General features: G+C 40.9%; 10 protein-coding genes, 3 pseudogenes and 1 CRISPR repeat array (1 of these 14 only partly in view). Of the genes and pseudogenes, 10 read left to right on the top strand and 3 right to left on the bottom strand.

Features of this window, described 5'->3' with window-relative positions; translation table 11 throughout:
- Positions 1-34: 34 nt before the first annotated feature.
- Together N4J56_RS13295 and N4J56_RS13290 are read right to left on the bottom strand one after the other, a co-directional pair.
- Entirely contained in the window at positions 35-2,584 is a 2,550-nt protein-coding gene (locus N4J56_RS13295; RefSeq protein WP_317110630.1) for a TonB-dependent siderophore receptor, read from the bottom strand.
- A gap of 283 nt (positions 2,585-2,867) precedes the next feature.
- Positions 2,868-3,740, bottom strand: coding sequence for a TonB family protein (locus N4J56_RS13290; protein WP_317106888.1), 873 nt, complete (start codon positions 3,738-3,740; stop codon positions 2,868-2,870).
- Positions 3,741-3,914: 174 nt separating this feature from the next.
- Between N4J56_RS13290 and N4J56_RS13285 the strand changes: the two are divergent.
- Positions 3,915-4,605, top strand: a pseudogene (locus N4J56_RS13285) (IS1 family transposase).
- 30 nt (positions 4,606-4,635) lie between these two features.
- Here the strand turns inward: N4J56_RS13285 and N4J56_RS13280 are convergent.
- Positions 4,636-4,851 (bottom strand): annotated as a pseudogene (locus tag N4J56_RS13280) (nucleoside 2-deoxyribosyltransferase); the annotation flags it as partial.
- Between the two features lie 205 nt (positions 4,852-5,056).
- Between N4J56_RS13280 and N4J56_RS13275 the strand changes: the two are divergent.
- The 9 genes and pseudogenes from N4J56_RS13275 to cas2 all read left to right on the top strand — a co-directional run bounded on the left by N4J56_RS13275 (position 5,057) and on the right by cas2 (position 15,829).
- A pseudogene (locus N4J56_RS13275) lies at positions 5,057-6,234 on the top strand (IS4 family transposase).
- Positions 6,235-6,378: 144 nt separating this feature from the next.
- The gene (locus N4J56_RS13270; RefSeq protein WP_410500326.1) at positions 6,379-8,928 is read left to right on the top strand and encodes a CRISPR-associated protein Csc3; all 2,550 of its coding nucleotides are present in this window, start codon (positions 6,379-6,381) and stop codon (positions 8,926-8,928) included.
- Between the two features lie 16 nt (positions 8,929-8,944).
- The gene (gene cas7d, locus N4J56_RS13265; RefSeq protein WP_317106885.1) at positions 8,945-9,973 is read left to right on the top strand and encodes a type I-D CRISPR-associated protein Cas7/Csc2; all 1,029 of its coding nucleotides are present in this window, start codon (positions 8,945-8,947) and stop codon (positions 9,971-9,973) included.
- Between the two features lie 3 nt (positions 9,974-9,976).
- Positions 9,977-10,735 (top strand): type I-D CRISPR-associated protein Cas5/Csc1, encoded by a 759-nt coding sequence (cas5d, locus tag N4J56_RS13260; RefSeq protein WP_317106884.1) that lies wholly within the window; start codon positions 9,977-9,979, stop codon positions 10,733-10,735.
- The gene (gene cas3, locus N4J56_RS13255; protein WP_410500325.1) at positions 10,728-13,004 is read left to right on the top strand and encodes a type I-D CRISPR-associated helicase Cas3'; all 2,277 of its coding nucleotides are present in this window, start codon (positions 10,728-10,730) and stop codon (positions 13,002-13,004) included. The genes cas5d and cas3 overlap by 8 nt, the downstream gene beginning before the upstream one ends.
- 23 nt (positions 13,005-13,027) lie before the next feature.
- Complete coding sequence (cas6, locus tag N4J56_RS13250) at positions 13,028-13,888, top strand: CRISPR-associated endoribonuclease Cas6 (protein WP_317106882.1); 861 nt, start codon at positions 13,028-13,030, stop codon at positions 13,886-13,888.
- On the top strand, positions 13,875-14,468 hold the full coding sequence (gene cas4 / locus N4J56_RS13245; RefSeq protein WP_317106881.1) for a CRISPR-associated protein Cas4: 594 nt from the start codon (positions 13,875-13,877) through the stop codon (positions 14,466-14,468). The genes cas6 and cas4 overlap by 14 nt, the downstream gene beginning before the upstream one ends.
- Before the next feature lie 47 nt (positions 14,469-14,515).
- Positions 14,516-15,520, top strand: coding sequence for a type I-D CRISPR-associated endonuclease Cas1d (gene cas1d, locus N4J56_RS13240; protein WP_317106880.1), 1,005 nt, complete (start codon positions 14,516-14,518; stop codon positions 15,518-15,520).
- A gap of 21 nt (positions 15,521-15,541) precedes the next feature.
- Positions 15,542-15,829, top strand: coding sequence for a CRISPR-associated endonuclease Cas2 (gene cas2, locus N4J56_RS13235; RefSeq protein ID WP_317106879.1), 288 nt, complete (start codon positions 15,542-15,544; stop codon positions 15,827-15,829).
- A gap of 211 nt (positions 15,830-16,040) precedes the next feature.
- A CRISPR array of direct repeats spans positions 16,041-17,042; the repeat unit is 37 nt; unit sequence GTTGAAATTTAATTGTCTCCCTATTAGGGATTGAAAC (it continues 350 nt past the right edge of the window).

Here is a 17,042-nt window from a genome sequence, read left to right as displayed (position 1 = left end):
TTAGAAAAAGCGATCGCCACAAAAATCACTCAGCTCAAAACTGCCATGAAACTGTTCCCTGAACCGTAAACGGCGCACCAGGAATTGCTTGCGTTCTACTCTGTACTCCTTCAAAATACTCGACATCAAATAAGTTCTTGAAATTTAATGCTGCTTTAAAGTTCTCTCTTTGGTAATAAATAGCAGCATCCACTCGTGTAAAATCTGGGACTGTAAAAGTGTTGTCCAAATCTCCTGCTCGACTGTCAACATAAAAGATGCCAGCACCAAATCCTAACCCTGCTAACGAACCACTTTGAATCGTATATTTCGTCCATAAACTAGCAGTATTGAAAGGAACGTTATTAAGGCGATTACCAACTGTGTAAGTATTATCAACACTAATTTCTGCGTCGGTATAAGCATAGGAGGCAATAACATTCCACCCTGGTAAAATTTCGCCCGAAACATCTAGTTCAAACCCTTTACTTTGTTGTTCACCTACCTGAATGGAAAAGTCAGGATCGGGATTACTAGGATCGTCCGTTAGAACGTTACTTTTGGTAATATCGTAAAAAGCTAAAGTTGAGGCAAGCCGACCGTCCAAAAACTCTCCTTTAACACCGACTTCGTATTGTTCTCCGATCTCTGGTTCAACAGCACCACCACCAGTAAGCCTACCAGTCTGCGGGACGAAAGCACGGCTATAGCTGGCATAGAGAGAAATTGGTTGAATTGGTTGATAAACAATTCCAACTCGCGGTGAAAATTCGCTGGCTTCTGTATTAACGTTTAATGTTGGATCGTTCGGGTATCTTTCTTCTGAGTCAAAACTATCAAATCTGCCACCGAGAACGAGTTTTAGATTGTCAGTAAAAGCAATTTGATCTTGTAGATAAACTGCAATTGTATCTGATGAAAGCTTACCTCCACTGTATGTAGGATCGGGTTCGAGCGAGTAAGGAAAATCGAAAACTGATTCGTAGTCGGGATCGAAAATATCTAATGATGGGGATTCCGCCGCTATTGCATCCTCGAAGTATCGTCCCGTCTGTCTGGCGAGTTCGACACCGAACAACAGCGTATGTGCGATCGCTCCTGTGTTAAACTTCCAAACTAAGTCATTTTGCAGCGTATAAGTCTCGTAATACTGACCGCCATAATAACGACCCAAAAGCAAAGTTCGGTCATCTGCCTCTAGTTCGTTTGCTTCAACAGAGTTGTAGAATTCTTTACTACTGGTGTACCGCAAAGCAGTTCTGAGCGATAAATTTTCGCTGAAACGGTGGTCTAGATAGAGATAGCTGCGAAATTCATCCATCTCTTGTTCGTAGGAGGGATCGCCCAAAAAGCGACTCAAAGGAATGTCAGCTACTTCGTCACCAACTGCTACTAAACCTCGGTCAATCGGTCGGCGATCGCGCAGATACTCTCCTTCAAAAGTTAGGCTGGTATTGGGGTTAATTCTCCACGAAACTACAGGAGCGATGAAATACCGCTCGGTTGAGACAAAATCTCGGAAACTTTCGGCGTGTTCGTAAGCAGCATTCAACCGATAAGCAAGCGTACCATCAGAGTTGAGTGGACCCGAAAAATCTAAAGTCGGACGATAGAAATCGTAACTTCCTGCCGTGAATTCAATTTGATAGAAGGGTTCGGGCAGCGGTCTTTTAGTCGTAAAGTTAATTATTCCTCCAGGTTGTGCTTGTCCAAACAGGACGGAGGCTGGTCCTTTTAACACTTCAATTTGTTCTATATTTGCCGTTTCTGGAGAAGTGCGAGTGTTAAATTGCCTGTCCTCTCTCAACCCGTTTTTGAATTGGTTAGCCTCAAATCCCCGCACGTTAAATTCGGGACTGCGACCGCCAGCATCTAAGGAGAAATTAACACCACTGACGTTACGCAGTGCGTCGTTGATGCGAACTGCGCCCTGGTCTTCTATTACCTGTCGCGGGATGACTTGAACGTTTCCTGGGACATCGCGAATAGGTGTGTCGGTTTTAGTTGCTGTTGTGGAGTTAGGAACTCGATATCCCGTTTCTCGCTCCCCTGTGATGACAATTTCTTCCTCTTCAGTGGTTATTGGCTGTTGGGCTTCACCTTCTGTCGGGGGAACTTCTGACTGCGGTGTAGTGACTTGTGGCTGTGTCTCGCTTGCAGGTGGCTTTGTTACTGGCTCTACTGAGGATGGCGGTTGAGTGACAGTAGTTGCAGATGTACTAGCACTCAAAACCAAACCCTTTTCGCTTTGTCGTACCCGTACCTTCGGTAACTCTGTCTCACCTATCACAACAATACGGAGACTATTAGCTCCAGCTTCGCTAACTGTCACCACCGCAATACCCTTTACAGGGTTTATTTGTCGCAGATTATTTCTATCTGAAATTTGTAATTGACTATTGACAACATTAGCAACAAAAGTTTTACCAAAGCTAGATGTAAAAACCTGCGGTGACTCGTCATCCGTCGTTTTTAATACAATCTCTGCTCCTAATGCTGTCGGCTGAATTTCTACAGCAGTTACCTTGACTACATCAGCTCTTGCTGGCTGTATCACAATATTCACAACAATTCCAGCCAGTCCCACATAACTGACCAAATGCATTTTATTCACAGTATTTCCTCACGCAAAGCTACAGTAATTCGATACAGCTCAAGCGCAAGCTATATGCTGAATTACTGAGTTGTAAATCTACCTTCAACTAGGAAATCTTATCATTATTAATGCAAACCAATAGCATTAAATTTTAAGTATTTCACAACTGCTATGAAAACAAGTATTTTTTTATACGAAACTTCAAAATTAAGAAATTTGAAAGTCTAAACTCGACCGCATATGCGATCGAGTCTACATACAACATCAACACCAATCTTAGTTCGCGCCAATCTTAGTTGAGGACAAAACGAACTCTCAGCACAACACGTCTCTCTCTTTTGAGATCGTTATATTTCCAACGCGATACCTGCTTGAGTGCTGCTGCATCTAGGTCTTCATCACCACTAGACTGCACTAATTGGACGTTGCTAACATTCCCGTCTCGATCGACATAGAAAGCAACTTTGGGAACCCCCTCTACTCCCCGCCTTCTAGCACTGGCTGGATATCTAGGCTCAGGACAGCGACGACAGGTGAGAGTGTTAGAACCTTCGGAATCACCCGTTTCGCTTCGCGGTTGTCTGACAGTTCGCGGTCCTGCTGCTACAGGAGTTCTACCAGTACCCGTACTGGGGCTGGGAGCTACAGCGGGTGCCTGAGGATTGCCCGTACCAGTTAATACTTTTTCTTGCACTGCCCTAGAATTTCTCAGATCCGATAACTTATTTCTCAATTGCGGATCGGGAGTTGCTACTGGTGCTGGGGCAGGTGCGGGCTTCGGCGTAACAACCTTTGGCGGCGGAGTCACAGCACGCGGTACGGGCTTGGGTGTCGCTCTAACAACTTTTGGAGGAGGTGTCTGACGTACGACTCGCTGAGGTTGTCTGACTTGTGGCTGTTGTACCCGCCGTGGCTGGGGTTTTGGTTTTGGTGGTTCTGGTTTAGGTTCTGGCTTCTTGACCTCCGGTTTTTTAGGAGGATTGACGATAACAACTTCAATGGGTTTCGGCGGCTGGGTGAAATTCCTTTGCCATAATTTATCAATACCTGCGTATAGCAGACCGACGTGCAAAGCTACAGAACCAACTAAGCTACAAGCTAAAAGAGTCTTCAGCGATCGCGCTTCTTTCTCTCGCTGCTGGATAGCAATATTATCAGAACCCATAGAAAATAGTTGCTAACAATTTTCATTAACTCTCGCTAGATTATGATGTTACGTTACTCGTGTCAAGGGGGAATCAGTTATCAGGGAGCAGGGAGCAGGGAGCAGAGGAGAGAATAACAACCAATGATAAAGACGGGCATTGCATAATAGAGGTATGAATTGAGGTAAGTTGCGATGCAATGTCCAGAGTGCCAATCAACTCATATTCGGAAGAATGGCATCAAGCGAGGTAAACAGAACCACATTTGTGTTGATTGTGGGCGACAATTCATTGAACACTATGAAACATGCAGAGGTTACAGCGATGAAGTCAAACGGGAATGCTTGAAAATGTATGTGAATGGCATCGGTTTTCGAGGAATTGAACGAGTTAAAGGTGTTCATCATACGACAATCATTCACTGGCTCAAGCAAGTAGGTAACAATCTGCCTGATGCTGATGCCCCAGAAACAGTCCCCAAGTCGGTGAACTAGATGAACTAGAAACCTTCGTCGGTGCAAAAAAACAAAATCTGGCTGTGGACAGCAGTAGATCACTTCACTTCAGGGATTTTAGGTTGGGCGTTGGGCGACCATAGTGCTGAAAACCTTTGCCCCGCTATGGGCGATCGTTGCCCAATGGCGGTGCTACTTTTATGTTACGGATGGTTGGAGTGTTTATCCAGGTTTTATTCCAGACGGCGATCAAATTGTCAGTAAGACTTATATGACCAGAGTTGAGTCCGAAAATACAAGACTGAGGCACTATCTGGCTCGGCTGCATCGAAAGACACTGTGCTACTCCAAATCAGAAGAAATGCTGAAATATTCAATTCGATTGTTACTGCACTATCTCAAATTCTGGAATGTTCCAGTTCCTCAATAGTTCATATCTCTATTCAGCAACGCCCCGCAAAATGCCATCGCAGTTTTTCACCTCCTGCAAATCTGCCTGCGCCACGCGATACGCCCAATTAGCCTGGGAAAAATCGATTTGGTTGTTACGGACAAAAGGTTCCCAAACTTCTAGTCCCAATGTCTCTAAAGCATGAACGATGGGAGGTAAAAGTAGCGTCTTTTGCTGCTGCGAAAATCCATAGGGACTAGCTAGATAAATGAGTTTGCGCTTCACATTTGCCTCTACTAATGATTCATGTCAAATGTGTCGAATATAGTACACTACGGTTCAGTTAAGGCTCAAAGTGTTGTAAATTAAGCATTGTTCCCAAGAATGGAAAGTGAGTGTAGTGCATCTGAAGGATTTCTCATTGTTGTCTCCTACGATACAAAGTAGTGATGTGTTCAAAGCGATAGAGGCAGCCATCCCATCCACAGAGATCGAGCAAGCGATCGCTAAAACTAAAGTTTGTGAACAACGTAAACGCTCGTTACCAGCACAATTGGTAATTTGTTTGGTAATTGCGATGAGTCTGTGGTCACGAGATTCGATGAGAGATGTGCTGAAAAACTTAATTGATGATGGGCTGAGCGAAGCATGGGTGAAAGTGGGGAAATACTGGCGAGTTTTGTAAATCAGCAATAACGCAAGCCCGACAACGATTAAGTCCAAGGGTGATGAGTCAATTGTTCCATCAACTGGTGCGACCAATGGCTAGCACCGATACCAAAGGAGCATTTCTCAATGGATTGCGAATTGTGGTAATTGATCGGACTTGCTTCGATCTGCCAGACAGCGATGAAAATGCGAGAGTTTTGGTCGTCCGAGCAGCCGTCCTGGCACACAAGCCGCATTTCCCAAACTGCGATTAGTCATTTTGGTAGAAGCAGGAACACATTTAATCTTTGATGCATTGATGTGTCCATATCGAATAGGAGAACGAGTGCGGGCATTAAGATTATTACGCTCCGTGAGTTCAGGGATGTTGTTGATGTGGGACAGAGGGTTACATTCTTATGCAATGGTGCAAGCAACTGTCACAACTGGTAGCGATTATTTAGGAAGAATTCCCGCAAATGTCAAGTTTTTGTGCGAAGAACCACTGGCGGATGGTTCTTATCTGAGTTGGATTTATCCACCTGCTAAATTCCGCTCAAAAGCTTGCCAGCCCATACAAGTCCGAGTGATTGAATACACAATTGGTAATACCGACAACCCAGAGGAACAACTAAGATATCGCTTAATTACCAGCTTATTGGAATTGGAGAAATTTCCGGCTCAACTACTGGCGATTGAATATCATCAACGCTGGGAAGTAGAAAAAAATACTATTGATGAACTCAAAGTACATTTATCAGGACGAAAAACTCATATTCGCTCTCAAAACCGCGTGAAGTTGTGCAGGAAGTTTACGGGTGGTTGTTAGGACACTGGGCTGTGCGGTTATTGATGTTTCAAGCTGCAAAGAGCGCGGGTATCACTCCTTTGCGTCTGAGTTTCACTGGGACATTGCGAGTTATTCGTCGTGCTATCCCGAAATTTCAACGCTTGCAATCACAAGAACTCCCCTTTTTTAAGTTGGTTAACTGTAGAGATTTTAGACACTCTGTTACCTGAACGAGAGTTTCGTACCAATCCCAGAGTTGTAAAAAACCTGTATCCAAGTTTCGCTCAAAAAGCCAAGACATCGAGCCACCCCCTCCCGAACCAATCCTCCTATTTTCTTTATCCTCAGCACAGCGTAGCCTTAAATGAACCGTATTGGATTCTGCGTGTCAATTTATTTTGACAGTTAGCCGAATAGCAGGAGTAGCTGAAGATAAAAGACCTTTACTGCTAGCTGCAACGGCTGTTCATGACTTGAATAAATTAGATACTCAAGGGCGTAATGTCAAAACTCTAGCCAGAAATAAGGACTTTTTAAGAGAAGAACTGGAAAAAGCTTGTGTACTAACTTTTGTGGTGACAGAAGATGACTTTGAATTAGTCAGAAAGCTAATTGAACGCCATTCAGGTCACAACATCAGCGATGCGGCAAGATTTTTACCAGAAGACCCAGACATTGAACGATGGGCGGCGATGCTGACGGCTGCTGATTTGTTTGATTTAGGAATTCCAGATGAAAAACGTTTTCGCAAACTAGAAACGGAATTAACTGTTGCTTTTGGGCGAAGCTGCAACTTGTTTAGATTACGCTTAACTGAAGATAAAGGCTATATTACAGCCCTACTACTAGGTGCTTGTGAAGAAGTTTTACAAAAGCATGGGTTGAATTCTTTAGCAATTTTTCCTGATGGCGAACTGTTTGAAGGTGAAGCCCTACCAAAAGTAAGTTTGACAAAAGAAATAGCGGGTGTTTGGCAAAGTAAAATCGACTTAGTTTTTGGGAATAATATCGAAAGACTTGTTAGACCTACTAAGGATGGTATTAAGATTACTCATCAAGCTATTCAGCAAAATATAGAGGAAGTATTAATAAATTTTGAGTCCCTTTTAGAAAGAAAAAAAGCTGGTTATAAATCAGAGAAGATTACTAAAGATGTGACTAAGTGGAGTGATGCAGCTGGTGCAGATGCAATAAACAAAGCGACTAAACTTGGCTTAATACCTGTCAGTGATGCAGACGAATTTGCTATATCTGAGGGATTGAAAGCAGCTTATCTCAGCTACCGTGAGGTAGGATTAAGTTCTAAGGAAGTTTGGAATAAAATTGCCTATCACACTGGTATTTCTGAACAACAACGTATTGCACTTGAACCCTTTAACGGTCAATATGGGCGACCTTTATTTGCTGCAAAAGCTGCTATTAAGGGAATTGAAGGTATTAAAGAAGCTCTCAAAGAATCTTTTCAACTCAGAAAGGAAAGTACACAATTCTCAGAAGACATAGAGGTATCTGAGGAAATGATTGTAGCCGTTAACAGAATGGTAAATTTACCTTTTACTGTTCGGCTAAATGGAGTCAGCGATTTAAATGCTTATACAGAAGTAAATCCTAAACGCAGATGCTTTTTAGGCTCTACTTCTACTGAGATAGACGAGCTAATTTCAGCTAATATGCCTCCAGGTACGAAAGTACAAGCTTTTTCTAATCGCTTACCAGGTGGTATCAATGCAGAACCTAAAAGACAAGCAGATTCAATTGCAGCTTTAGCTTATCAATTGATGGCAGTTGGAGCAAATTTTCCGGCTGTTAAAAAGCAAGACCCCATATATCTACACTTAGCATTACCTAAAGGTTCTGCACCTGAATTATTAAGAATCTGGCGCGAACTTCTGCAACAACTTGCAGCAACCAATGCTGATAGTGGTACTGTTACTGTTGATAAAATACAGCTATATCGAGATAATCAGCTTGAATTCACATCTGACAAAGTAGTTGGTGCAGCGTTACCAAAGCGTCCAGAATTTGTACACACAACAGTGATTATTCCTATAGTGTGGGGAGATGCTAACGCTTCTTTAGCATTACTAAAGTCGCTGAGACTCGGTTTAGAAATATCTTTGTCTTTAGATATTGGCTTTCCTTTTACTCTTAGTAGCAACTTAGAAGTTGAGTTATTTAATGACGTTTACGGACGAGTAGAAGGAATCCCTGCTGCTCTGCAACCTTTACTAGGAAGCGGACAATATCAACAGTGTCAAGATGCAGAAAAAATCCTTGAGCGTCTACGTTGTATTGGCAAACTAGCAATATCTGTAGCAAGTATTCAGAAAGCCGATGATTGTTTGTACGATTTAGTTCGCGCTTGTGCTAGACCAATAGAACTTTATTATGTTTTACTGCGTTGGATTTTACGAGAACAAGATGAACCAAATTTGAGTGCTATCTGGAGCCGTATTTGCGAACCATTAAATACTTTGTTGAACAATCTTATGCCAAATGAAACCTCATTATTGACTCAGTATCTCAAAGAAGCTGCTCAAATAGCAGCGGAGGCGAAAATCTGGGGAAGCTCTTTCAAACGTACTGCTCAAACAGAACCTTTCACAGCTTTTATTGCTGCTATTCGTACTCAAAAATCCCATTTAGGTTTGGAGACGATTTTTGCGGCTTTGATACAACAATATCACGCCCGCTTAGATCGTATTCGCGAACATGGCGTTGGTGCGACGAAGCTAGAACAAGTTAAACGTTATTACGAGGTTTTGCGAAAGCTATATGAAGAAGTTTATTCAGCACGTCCTGAAAAGATTTTATCTGACCGAAAAACTTTAGAAGCTGCCTATTTATTCTTTCTTGAGGAAGCACGCAAGCAACTAAAAGCTCAATCTCAAGACGATCCTGCTGAAATAACTACTAATATTTAATTAATAGGAGTTAATTATGTCGATTCAAAAGCTTTCTTCAGTTCTTGCAACTACTTACGAAAATTTTCCCAAAGGACGTTTTATTACCTTAGTAGTTTTAAGAACAACTCATTCTGAAACTATCTTTCGTACAGAAGGTTCTGGCGAACCTGTGTGTAGCGAGTTTGTCCAAGCTGGCTTAGAAGGTGAAAATCAAAAAACTATAGTTCAACGCTTGGTAATGACTAAACGCAAACAAGTAGCACCAGAAAGACGTTACGGAAGGGAACACTTAAGAGCGCATGAGCTTTTATATACTAATAGTAAAGATGGCTCACTTTGTTCTTTAAATACTAATTCACCCTGCGAAATGTGCGTAGATTGTTTCCTTTATGGTTTCGCTGCTGGTGGCGGTGGCGCACAGAAAAGCCGTATTTGGACTGAGGACGCTTTTAGTATTTTACCTGCTAGTGACGTTGTGGGCGATCGCACAATTAACGCCATTTATGAAAATGGTACGATGCGCGATGAAAAAGGAAACGCCTCAACAGCTTTGAATACTAGCGAATATATCAAACCAGGCGTGCATTTTCTCGATGTAGTCACTCTCAAAGATGTAACCGCTGATGAACTACGATATGTCATCGGCAATATTCTATTCACCAGCCGTTACGGTGCTGTATCTAGCCGTGTAGGACGGATGGAAAACCAAATATTAGGTGTATTTGGGAGTATTACCGAACTTCCTAGTTCTCTAGAACTCGTACAAGCTACTTATGATGTTTTAGATAAGCCTTTAGAGCATCCCTTGAATTCTAAGCAATTAATTACAGCAAGCAAGCAAGTCATTGCCAACTGGCAAAACAAGAGAGGGGTATCTGTGCATTTATCTGAAGCAGAATTATTCAATTTAATTGCTGATGTAGAAACTTATTGGTCAGAAGCAGAACGCGATAGTTTTCTCAAACGCTTAAGCCAATCCTATGAACCTTTCCGCCAGGTTGTATCTGAAAAGAAAAAGGCTAAAGGTAAAGGAAAAAATAATTCAGTTGAAGTAGAGAGTTAGATTATGTCAACAATTCCTTTTCAGCAGGCAAAACTTATTGAATTACACTGTCTTGAACCAGTTTTTTTTGCCTCTAGGGAGTTGTCTGATACCTATTACACTGAGGGGGTCATTGGGAATTATGCTCTTACCTATGCTTTAGGTTTGGTAAATTCCCCCTATCGCCTCCAAGGTCAGGCTACAGGACGACCAACCTACAAAGAAGATTTACAACCAATAGCACGAGATTTTTATATCTTACCAGCTTCACCTATAGGCAGAATTACATTCAGATTTGAACGTTTTAATGCTCTTTCTGATGCTTATTGGTATTCAATGACTAATAATCGAGTTGCTACGGCGCGAGAAGATTTACCATTACAACGCCAAGGGAAAAAACCAAATTCATTTAGACCAAGTAATTTCCCCCAAACTGGAAGACTACGAATGATTGAACGCGGTAACAGATTTCAAACTTTGGTGTTTGGAAATAGCCAATTACCCGATTATATTCGTCTTGGTAAATTTATGAGTAAAGTTAAAGTCAACATAATCAATGAATCATCGCTGAATTTACTACCAGAAGGTGAATATTACACTCAACATTATCTAAATGCTGCCGATTTACCACAGCAAATAGAAACTTTAGCTTTTGATTTAATTTCTATCCCTCCCGTACCCATTATTAAAAATCTACGTTTTCGAGGTTGTGCTTGGCAGATTGATGAAGCAATTGTACCAGCAGATTTATATTTTTGTGGTAGAGAAAGTAGGGATGAATAAACAAAGATTAGTTACTAGGCTAGAACCTCGTAGTATTTCGTTTTGTGCAGCTTTGCCAAAAGAGATATCTTTCATGACGAACGCACTTCAACATCAAGTCGATGTATTTGAACAATCTGGAAATGCCGATATTATCCTCGATTTAGCACCAACTGGCACGGGTAAAACTAAAGCAGGATTAACAGTTTTAAAACATCAGCCAAATAAAAGTGCTATTTATATCGCACCAACTAATGCTTTAATTGAACAGCAAACAGAAGCAGCTAAACAGTTTGTGCGTGAGGCTAACTTGCCTCATATTATTAAATCAGCTTCGGCTCAAGATATTAAAAGCTGGTCTAACGATAAAGTTGGCAATCGTTCGGGAGAAAAACTATATAATGTCTTGCGCAACCCTGCTACAGTTTTTGATGATGTTGGAGCGAATACACCAATTCTGTTGGTAACGAATCCTGATATTTTCTACTATGCAACTTTTTTTGCATACAACAAGCTAGATAGAGATAATATTGCTGCTAGTTTTTACACCAAATTTTCTACAGTCATCTTTGACGAATTTCACCTCTACGATGCTAAACAGCTAGTAGGAATGCTGTTTTATCTAGCATACTCTCACGTCTTTGGCTTTTTTCAACATGGACGGAAGATAGTATTGCTGACAGCAACACCAGAACCAGCTTGTGAATCAGCATTAGAAAATTTAAAACAGGCTGGGGTGAAGATAGCGAGAATTGATGGAGAAGCGGGTCACATTAATTTCGTGCCATCACAAACAGCAGTTAACTTAGAATTAAGACCGAAGCCAGACAGTCAAGAAGCGTGGATAGCAGAATTAGCTACAGAAGTTGTCCATCGTTTGCGAGAAAGTCCAGATAAAAATGGTGCTGTAATTTTGGATTCTCTGGATAATATTAATCTTCTTAAAACAGTTTTAGATAATCGAGGATTTACTAATTATATTGGACGCATTACGGGACCTGCACCTAAACAAGATAGACAAAAGGCTATGCAGTGTCAAGTTATTTTGGCTACTAGCACTGTAGATGTAGGATTTAACTTTGAAAGAAACCCCGAACCAACAAGACAGAATTTAGACTGGTTAATTTTTTCAGCACGCGATCGCGCTGCTTTTTGGCAGAGAATAGGTAGAGTAGGGCGTGTTTTAGGTAAATCTGAAAGTAATATTGATTCAGAGGCTATTGCTTACTTGCCTGCTAATGCTTGGCAAGAAGGTTTAAATACTCTTAATACTACTGGAGGTCGTACCGCACTAAAAGATTTACTCGATACACTTCCCTGTTTAGACAAGCCTTTTTTAACAGCTTACTGGCGTTCAGAAGCATCTCTAGAAATCGCACGTCCTTTATTAGAACTGGAAAAAAATTCTAAAAATCTAGTAGTTGCTGAATTAATTTCAAAATTGTTCGATACTTTAAAATCAATTTTGGGAGGAAATCGCACTTGGGAAGACTATCGCTACAGAATGAAAGTTTTGCAAGGTGCTGAAAATATTGCTCAAATGTCTTTAGATAAATTAAAAAAAGACTGGAAATATATCAAAGGTGGTCGAGCTTTTGTTAAAAAATATATTAAGGTAAAATCACCTAAAGAGTGGGATGATTTACAAGCCGGACGCACGACAATAGACGCATACGAAGATGTTTTTAAAGAAGATGAATTAGTGGCTGAACTGAAAGAATTTGCTGAGATTTTTAGTACAAGCTATGCCCCATTATTTACTTTTCGCTATAGTTTATTTGAAAGCCTTCCCATTCGCGATCCATTCGGTTTTATCTTAGATGAAGCTGAGAAAAGTCAAATCGATCCTTTTCATCTATTGCGCTATTACGAATTTGTTCAAAACGGTGATTTTATCGAAATCAAAACTCGTGCAATTGAGACTTATAAACTGAGTTTTAGAATGCGATATCTTGATAGTCAACAAGAGTTTATCAACACGGAACTGAATAAATTAACAGCTTTTAAAAATTGTCAAATTATTCGCAGCGTTGGAGGATCAATACGTCCAACACCTGAATTGCAGACATTATCAAAATATCTCTTACCAGGAGTCATTATTTGTCCTCGAACTAATGCTGCTACTCTTTTCCAGTTACATAAACAAGGAATTGTTTCATACCCTATAACTATTGCTTGTAATGATGGTGAAAGACAATACGAGTTTTTAGCAGGCTTATCAGGAATTTTAACAATGGCAATGAAGTTTAAACAGCTACGTCTTCCAGATGATGAAGTTTTTATTGTTTAATCTCCATTAAGTCTAAACTCACTATGCCTCACAGCCTCGTCCTCAACCTCATTCCCCAATCTCCCATATACCCAGAATTCCTCACTGGTAGACACTATCACGCCTTATTTCTCACTCTGATTAGTTCCGTCGATAAAACCTTGGGAGATTATCTACATTCCTCCAACGCAGATAAAGCTTTCACCCTCTCACCCCTGCAAGTACAACAGCACAAACATCACCATACCTTACAATTTGGTCATCAAAAACCCATTCCCGCAGGGACTCCCTGCTGGTGGCGTATTTCCCTACTCGATGACACTCTATTTAGCAAATTAACCCCACTGTGGCTGAATCTTAACCCAAAACACCCTTGGCATTTAGGTTCCGCAGACTTGTATATTACCAGTATTCTCGGTACTCCCCAATCGATGCAACCTTGGGCAAATGCTTGCACCTATGCCCAATTATACGAACAAGCTAGCGATCGCGATCGCACTCTGAATTTCACTTTTGCTACACCTGTATCCTTCCGTCAAGGTGAATACGATTCTATTCTTCCCGTCAAAGAATGTGTCTTTAACAGTCTTTTAGGACGTTGGAATAAATATAGTGGAATTGAATTAAATAATATCTCATTTGACTCAATTTATCCAAGTTTTGTCAAGATTCATACGGAGGTTATTAGCAATTACGACAGTAAATTTATCGGTTGCCTTGGTGATATTAGCTATCGTATTCTTGGAAATGTCGAACCGATCGCAATTAAGCAAATTAATGCTTTAGCTGACTTTGCTTTATATACTGGTGTAGGACGTAAAACAACCATGGGTATGGGCATAACGCGCCGCCTATCAACAATCGATTCGCGTTCTTCAAATCATAAAAACTATGGACGATCTTGAATACATTCCTATTGCTGCATTAAATCAATATGGCTACTGCCAGCACCGCTGCTGGCGCATGTTTTGTGCGGGAGAATTTCTTGACAATCAATACACGATTGAAGGTACGAGTTTACACGATCGCGTTCATACATTAGGAGAAGGGAGTCGAGAAGAAACTTGGCAAATTCGGGCAATTTGGCTGAAATCCGAACGATACAAATTAATCGGAAAGGCTGATTTAATTGAAGTAGAAAACGGTCAATGGTATCCAGTTGAATATAAGCGAGGATGTAAAGGCGAATGGGATAACGACGAACTGCAAGTTTGCGCCCAAGCTTTGTGTTTAGAAGAAATGACTGGACAATCTATTAGTAATGGCTATATTTACTATGCCCATTCGCACCAACGCCAATTAGTTGAAATTACTAATCAACTGCGTCAAAATGCGATCGCAACTATTCAAGCTGTTCAAACATTGCTAATGACAGGAGAGATGCCAAAGGCTGTCAAAACAAAACGCTGTGATGGATGTAGCTTATTTTCACGCTGCTTACCTGGTGTTGTAGATAAGGTTGGACGCTATCAAGAAGCCACGTAATTTTAGTTTTATCGAGCTAATTTATCAACTATAGATGAGATGCAACTATGGGTACAGTTTATATCACTCAGGAAGATGCTTTTATTGGCAAGACAGATGAACGCCTCCATGTCAAATTTGATAAAAAAACAATTTTAGACGTGCCATTAATTAAAATAGATGGCGTTGTGGTTTTAGGACGTGCTACTATTTCACCTGCGGCAATTTCCGAACTATTGGAACGTCATATACCTCTTACTTTTCTCGCAGAAACAGGTCGTTATTTGGGCAGGCTAGAACCAGAAGTTAGCAAAAACATTTTTGTCCGCAAGGCACAATGGCAAGCAGCTGGTGAGTCAGTCCAAGCAATTCATGTAGTCCAAGGATTTGTGCGCGGTAAGTTGAAAAACTACCGAAATATGCTTATCCGCCGCCAGCGAGAATTCCCAGACTTAGACTTAGCAGCATATATTACACGTTTAGAGCAGGCGATCGCACCAATTGACACAACTAACAGTATTAACTCGCTTCGCGGTTTGGAGGGTGCTGGTAGTGCAGCTTATTTTAGCTGCTTCCATCAATTGATTCGCGCTACAGAATTTACTTTTACCACGCGCAGCCGCCGTCCGCCGACTGACCCAGTTAATTCTTTACTCAGCTTTGGTTATTCATTATTGCGGCATGATATACAAGGGGCGATCGATATTGTTGGGTTCGATCCGTATTTAGGATATCTACACTGCGAACGTTATGGCAGACCAGCACTAGCATTGGATTTAATGGAAGAGTTTCGTCCCCTGATAGTAGATGCAGTCGTGTTATCTGCTTTGAATAAGCGATTGTTGACATCCGCAGAATTTGTGACGGAACCATTAAGTCATGCGGTGTCTCTGACTTGGGAAGGGCGAAAAACATTCTTGCGGTTATACGCGCAGAAGAAGCAATCTGAGTTCAAGCACCCAGTTTTAGGACGTAAATGTAGTTACCAAGAAGCATTTGAACTACAAGCGCGGTTACTCGCGAAATACTTAATGGGTGAAATTGAGAAATATCCACCGTTGGTTTTGAAGTAGGCGTGAGGGTAGAAAGCAACCATGAATGTTGTTATTTCGTACGATATTTCCGAAGATAAGCGCCGTACCAAAATTCATAACATTCTTAAGTCTTACGGGCAATGGGTGCAGTACAGTGTGTTTGAGTGCCAGTTGAGCGATACTCAATATGCTAAATTGCGTTGGCGTTTAAATAAGTTAATTAAGCCGGATACTGACAGTATCCGATTTTATTTCCTGTGTGCGTGCTGTTTTGGTAAAGTTGAGCGTGTTGGTGGTGAACCACTTTATGATGACACTATTTTCTTTGCTGAATGCGCGGATGGGTAGGTGTTGGCGTAGATAGATTGAAAAATATGCTGGAGGTCCTACGATTCAAAAGATTACAGGAATAATAGCTGATAACCTACCGCGCTCCTTGCTATAACTGGGTTTTAGCAATTTGTACCTTGCATTAACCAGCTTTTGTCATGCTATTATTGCTCTATCCGCGCTTTAGAACCTTGAAAACTACATATGGATTAGTTTTCAGGCTTCAGCGGTTGAAATTTAATTGTCTCCCTATTAGGGATTGAAACCCCAGATTCTCAGTAGTAAATAAAGATGGATCTGCAAAGTTGAAATTTAATTGTCTCCCTATTAGGGATTGAAACATGGCATCCACAATCCCATTTATAAAAGCATTTATAGTTGAAATTTAATTGTCTCCCTATTAGGGATTGAAACACATTGGTGTGCTTAAGGCTAATCAGGAATTCCAGCGTTGAAATTTAATTGTCTCCCTATTAGGGATTGAAACTTACTCATCAACCAAGGACGAAATTTAGAAGACCTGAGGTTGAAATTTAATTGTCTCCCTATTAGGGATTGAAACGCGATCGCTGTAGCTGTGACAGTAACGCCACCCACGTTGAAATTTAATTGTCTCCCTATTAGGGATTGAAACAGCAATAATTGGTGGCTTTTGTTTGGGCGCGATCAACTTGTTGAAATTTAATTGTCTCCCTATTAGGGATTGAAACTGAAATTGGCGGTGAAATGAAGGATTGGAATTCTCGTTGAAATTTAATTGTCTCCCTATTAGGGATTGAAACATCTACCAGTAAAGATAGCGATAGATTAAGCAAAGTTGAAATTTAATTGTCTCCCTATTAGGGATTGAAACGATAATTCCAGCACGATTGACCCTGATGATTTTTAAGTTGAAATTTAATTGTCTCCCTATTAGGGATTGAAACGTATTTACTGAATCTTTATCAGGTGTGTTTACTTGAAGTTGAAATTTAATTGTCTCCCTATTAGGGATTGAAACGAGATTTCATCCTTTTTGTACCGGAATCTAATAGCGTTGAAATTTAATTGTCTCCCTATTAGGGATTGAAACTTAACATCGTAAGTTTTAGTGATATAAATTTTGGAAAAAGTTGAAATTTAATTGTCTCCCTATTAGGGATTGAAACAAATAATCCTGCTGCAACTACCGCTACGACTTTTGAGTTGAAATTTAATTGTCTCCCTATTAGGGATTGAAACCGATAGACGT

The organism is Chroococcidiopsis sp. SAG 2025, assembly GCF_032860985.1.
Lineage (GTDB): Bacteria > Cyanobacteriota > Cyanobacteriia > Cyanobacteriales > Chroococcidiopsidaceae > Chroococcidiopsis.
This window is presented reverse-complemented; position numbering and strand designations above follow the sequence as displayed.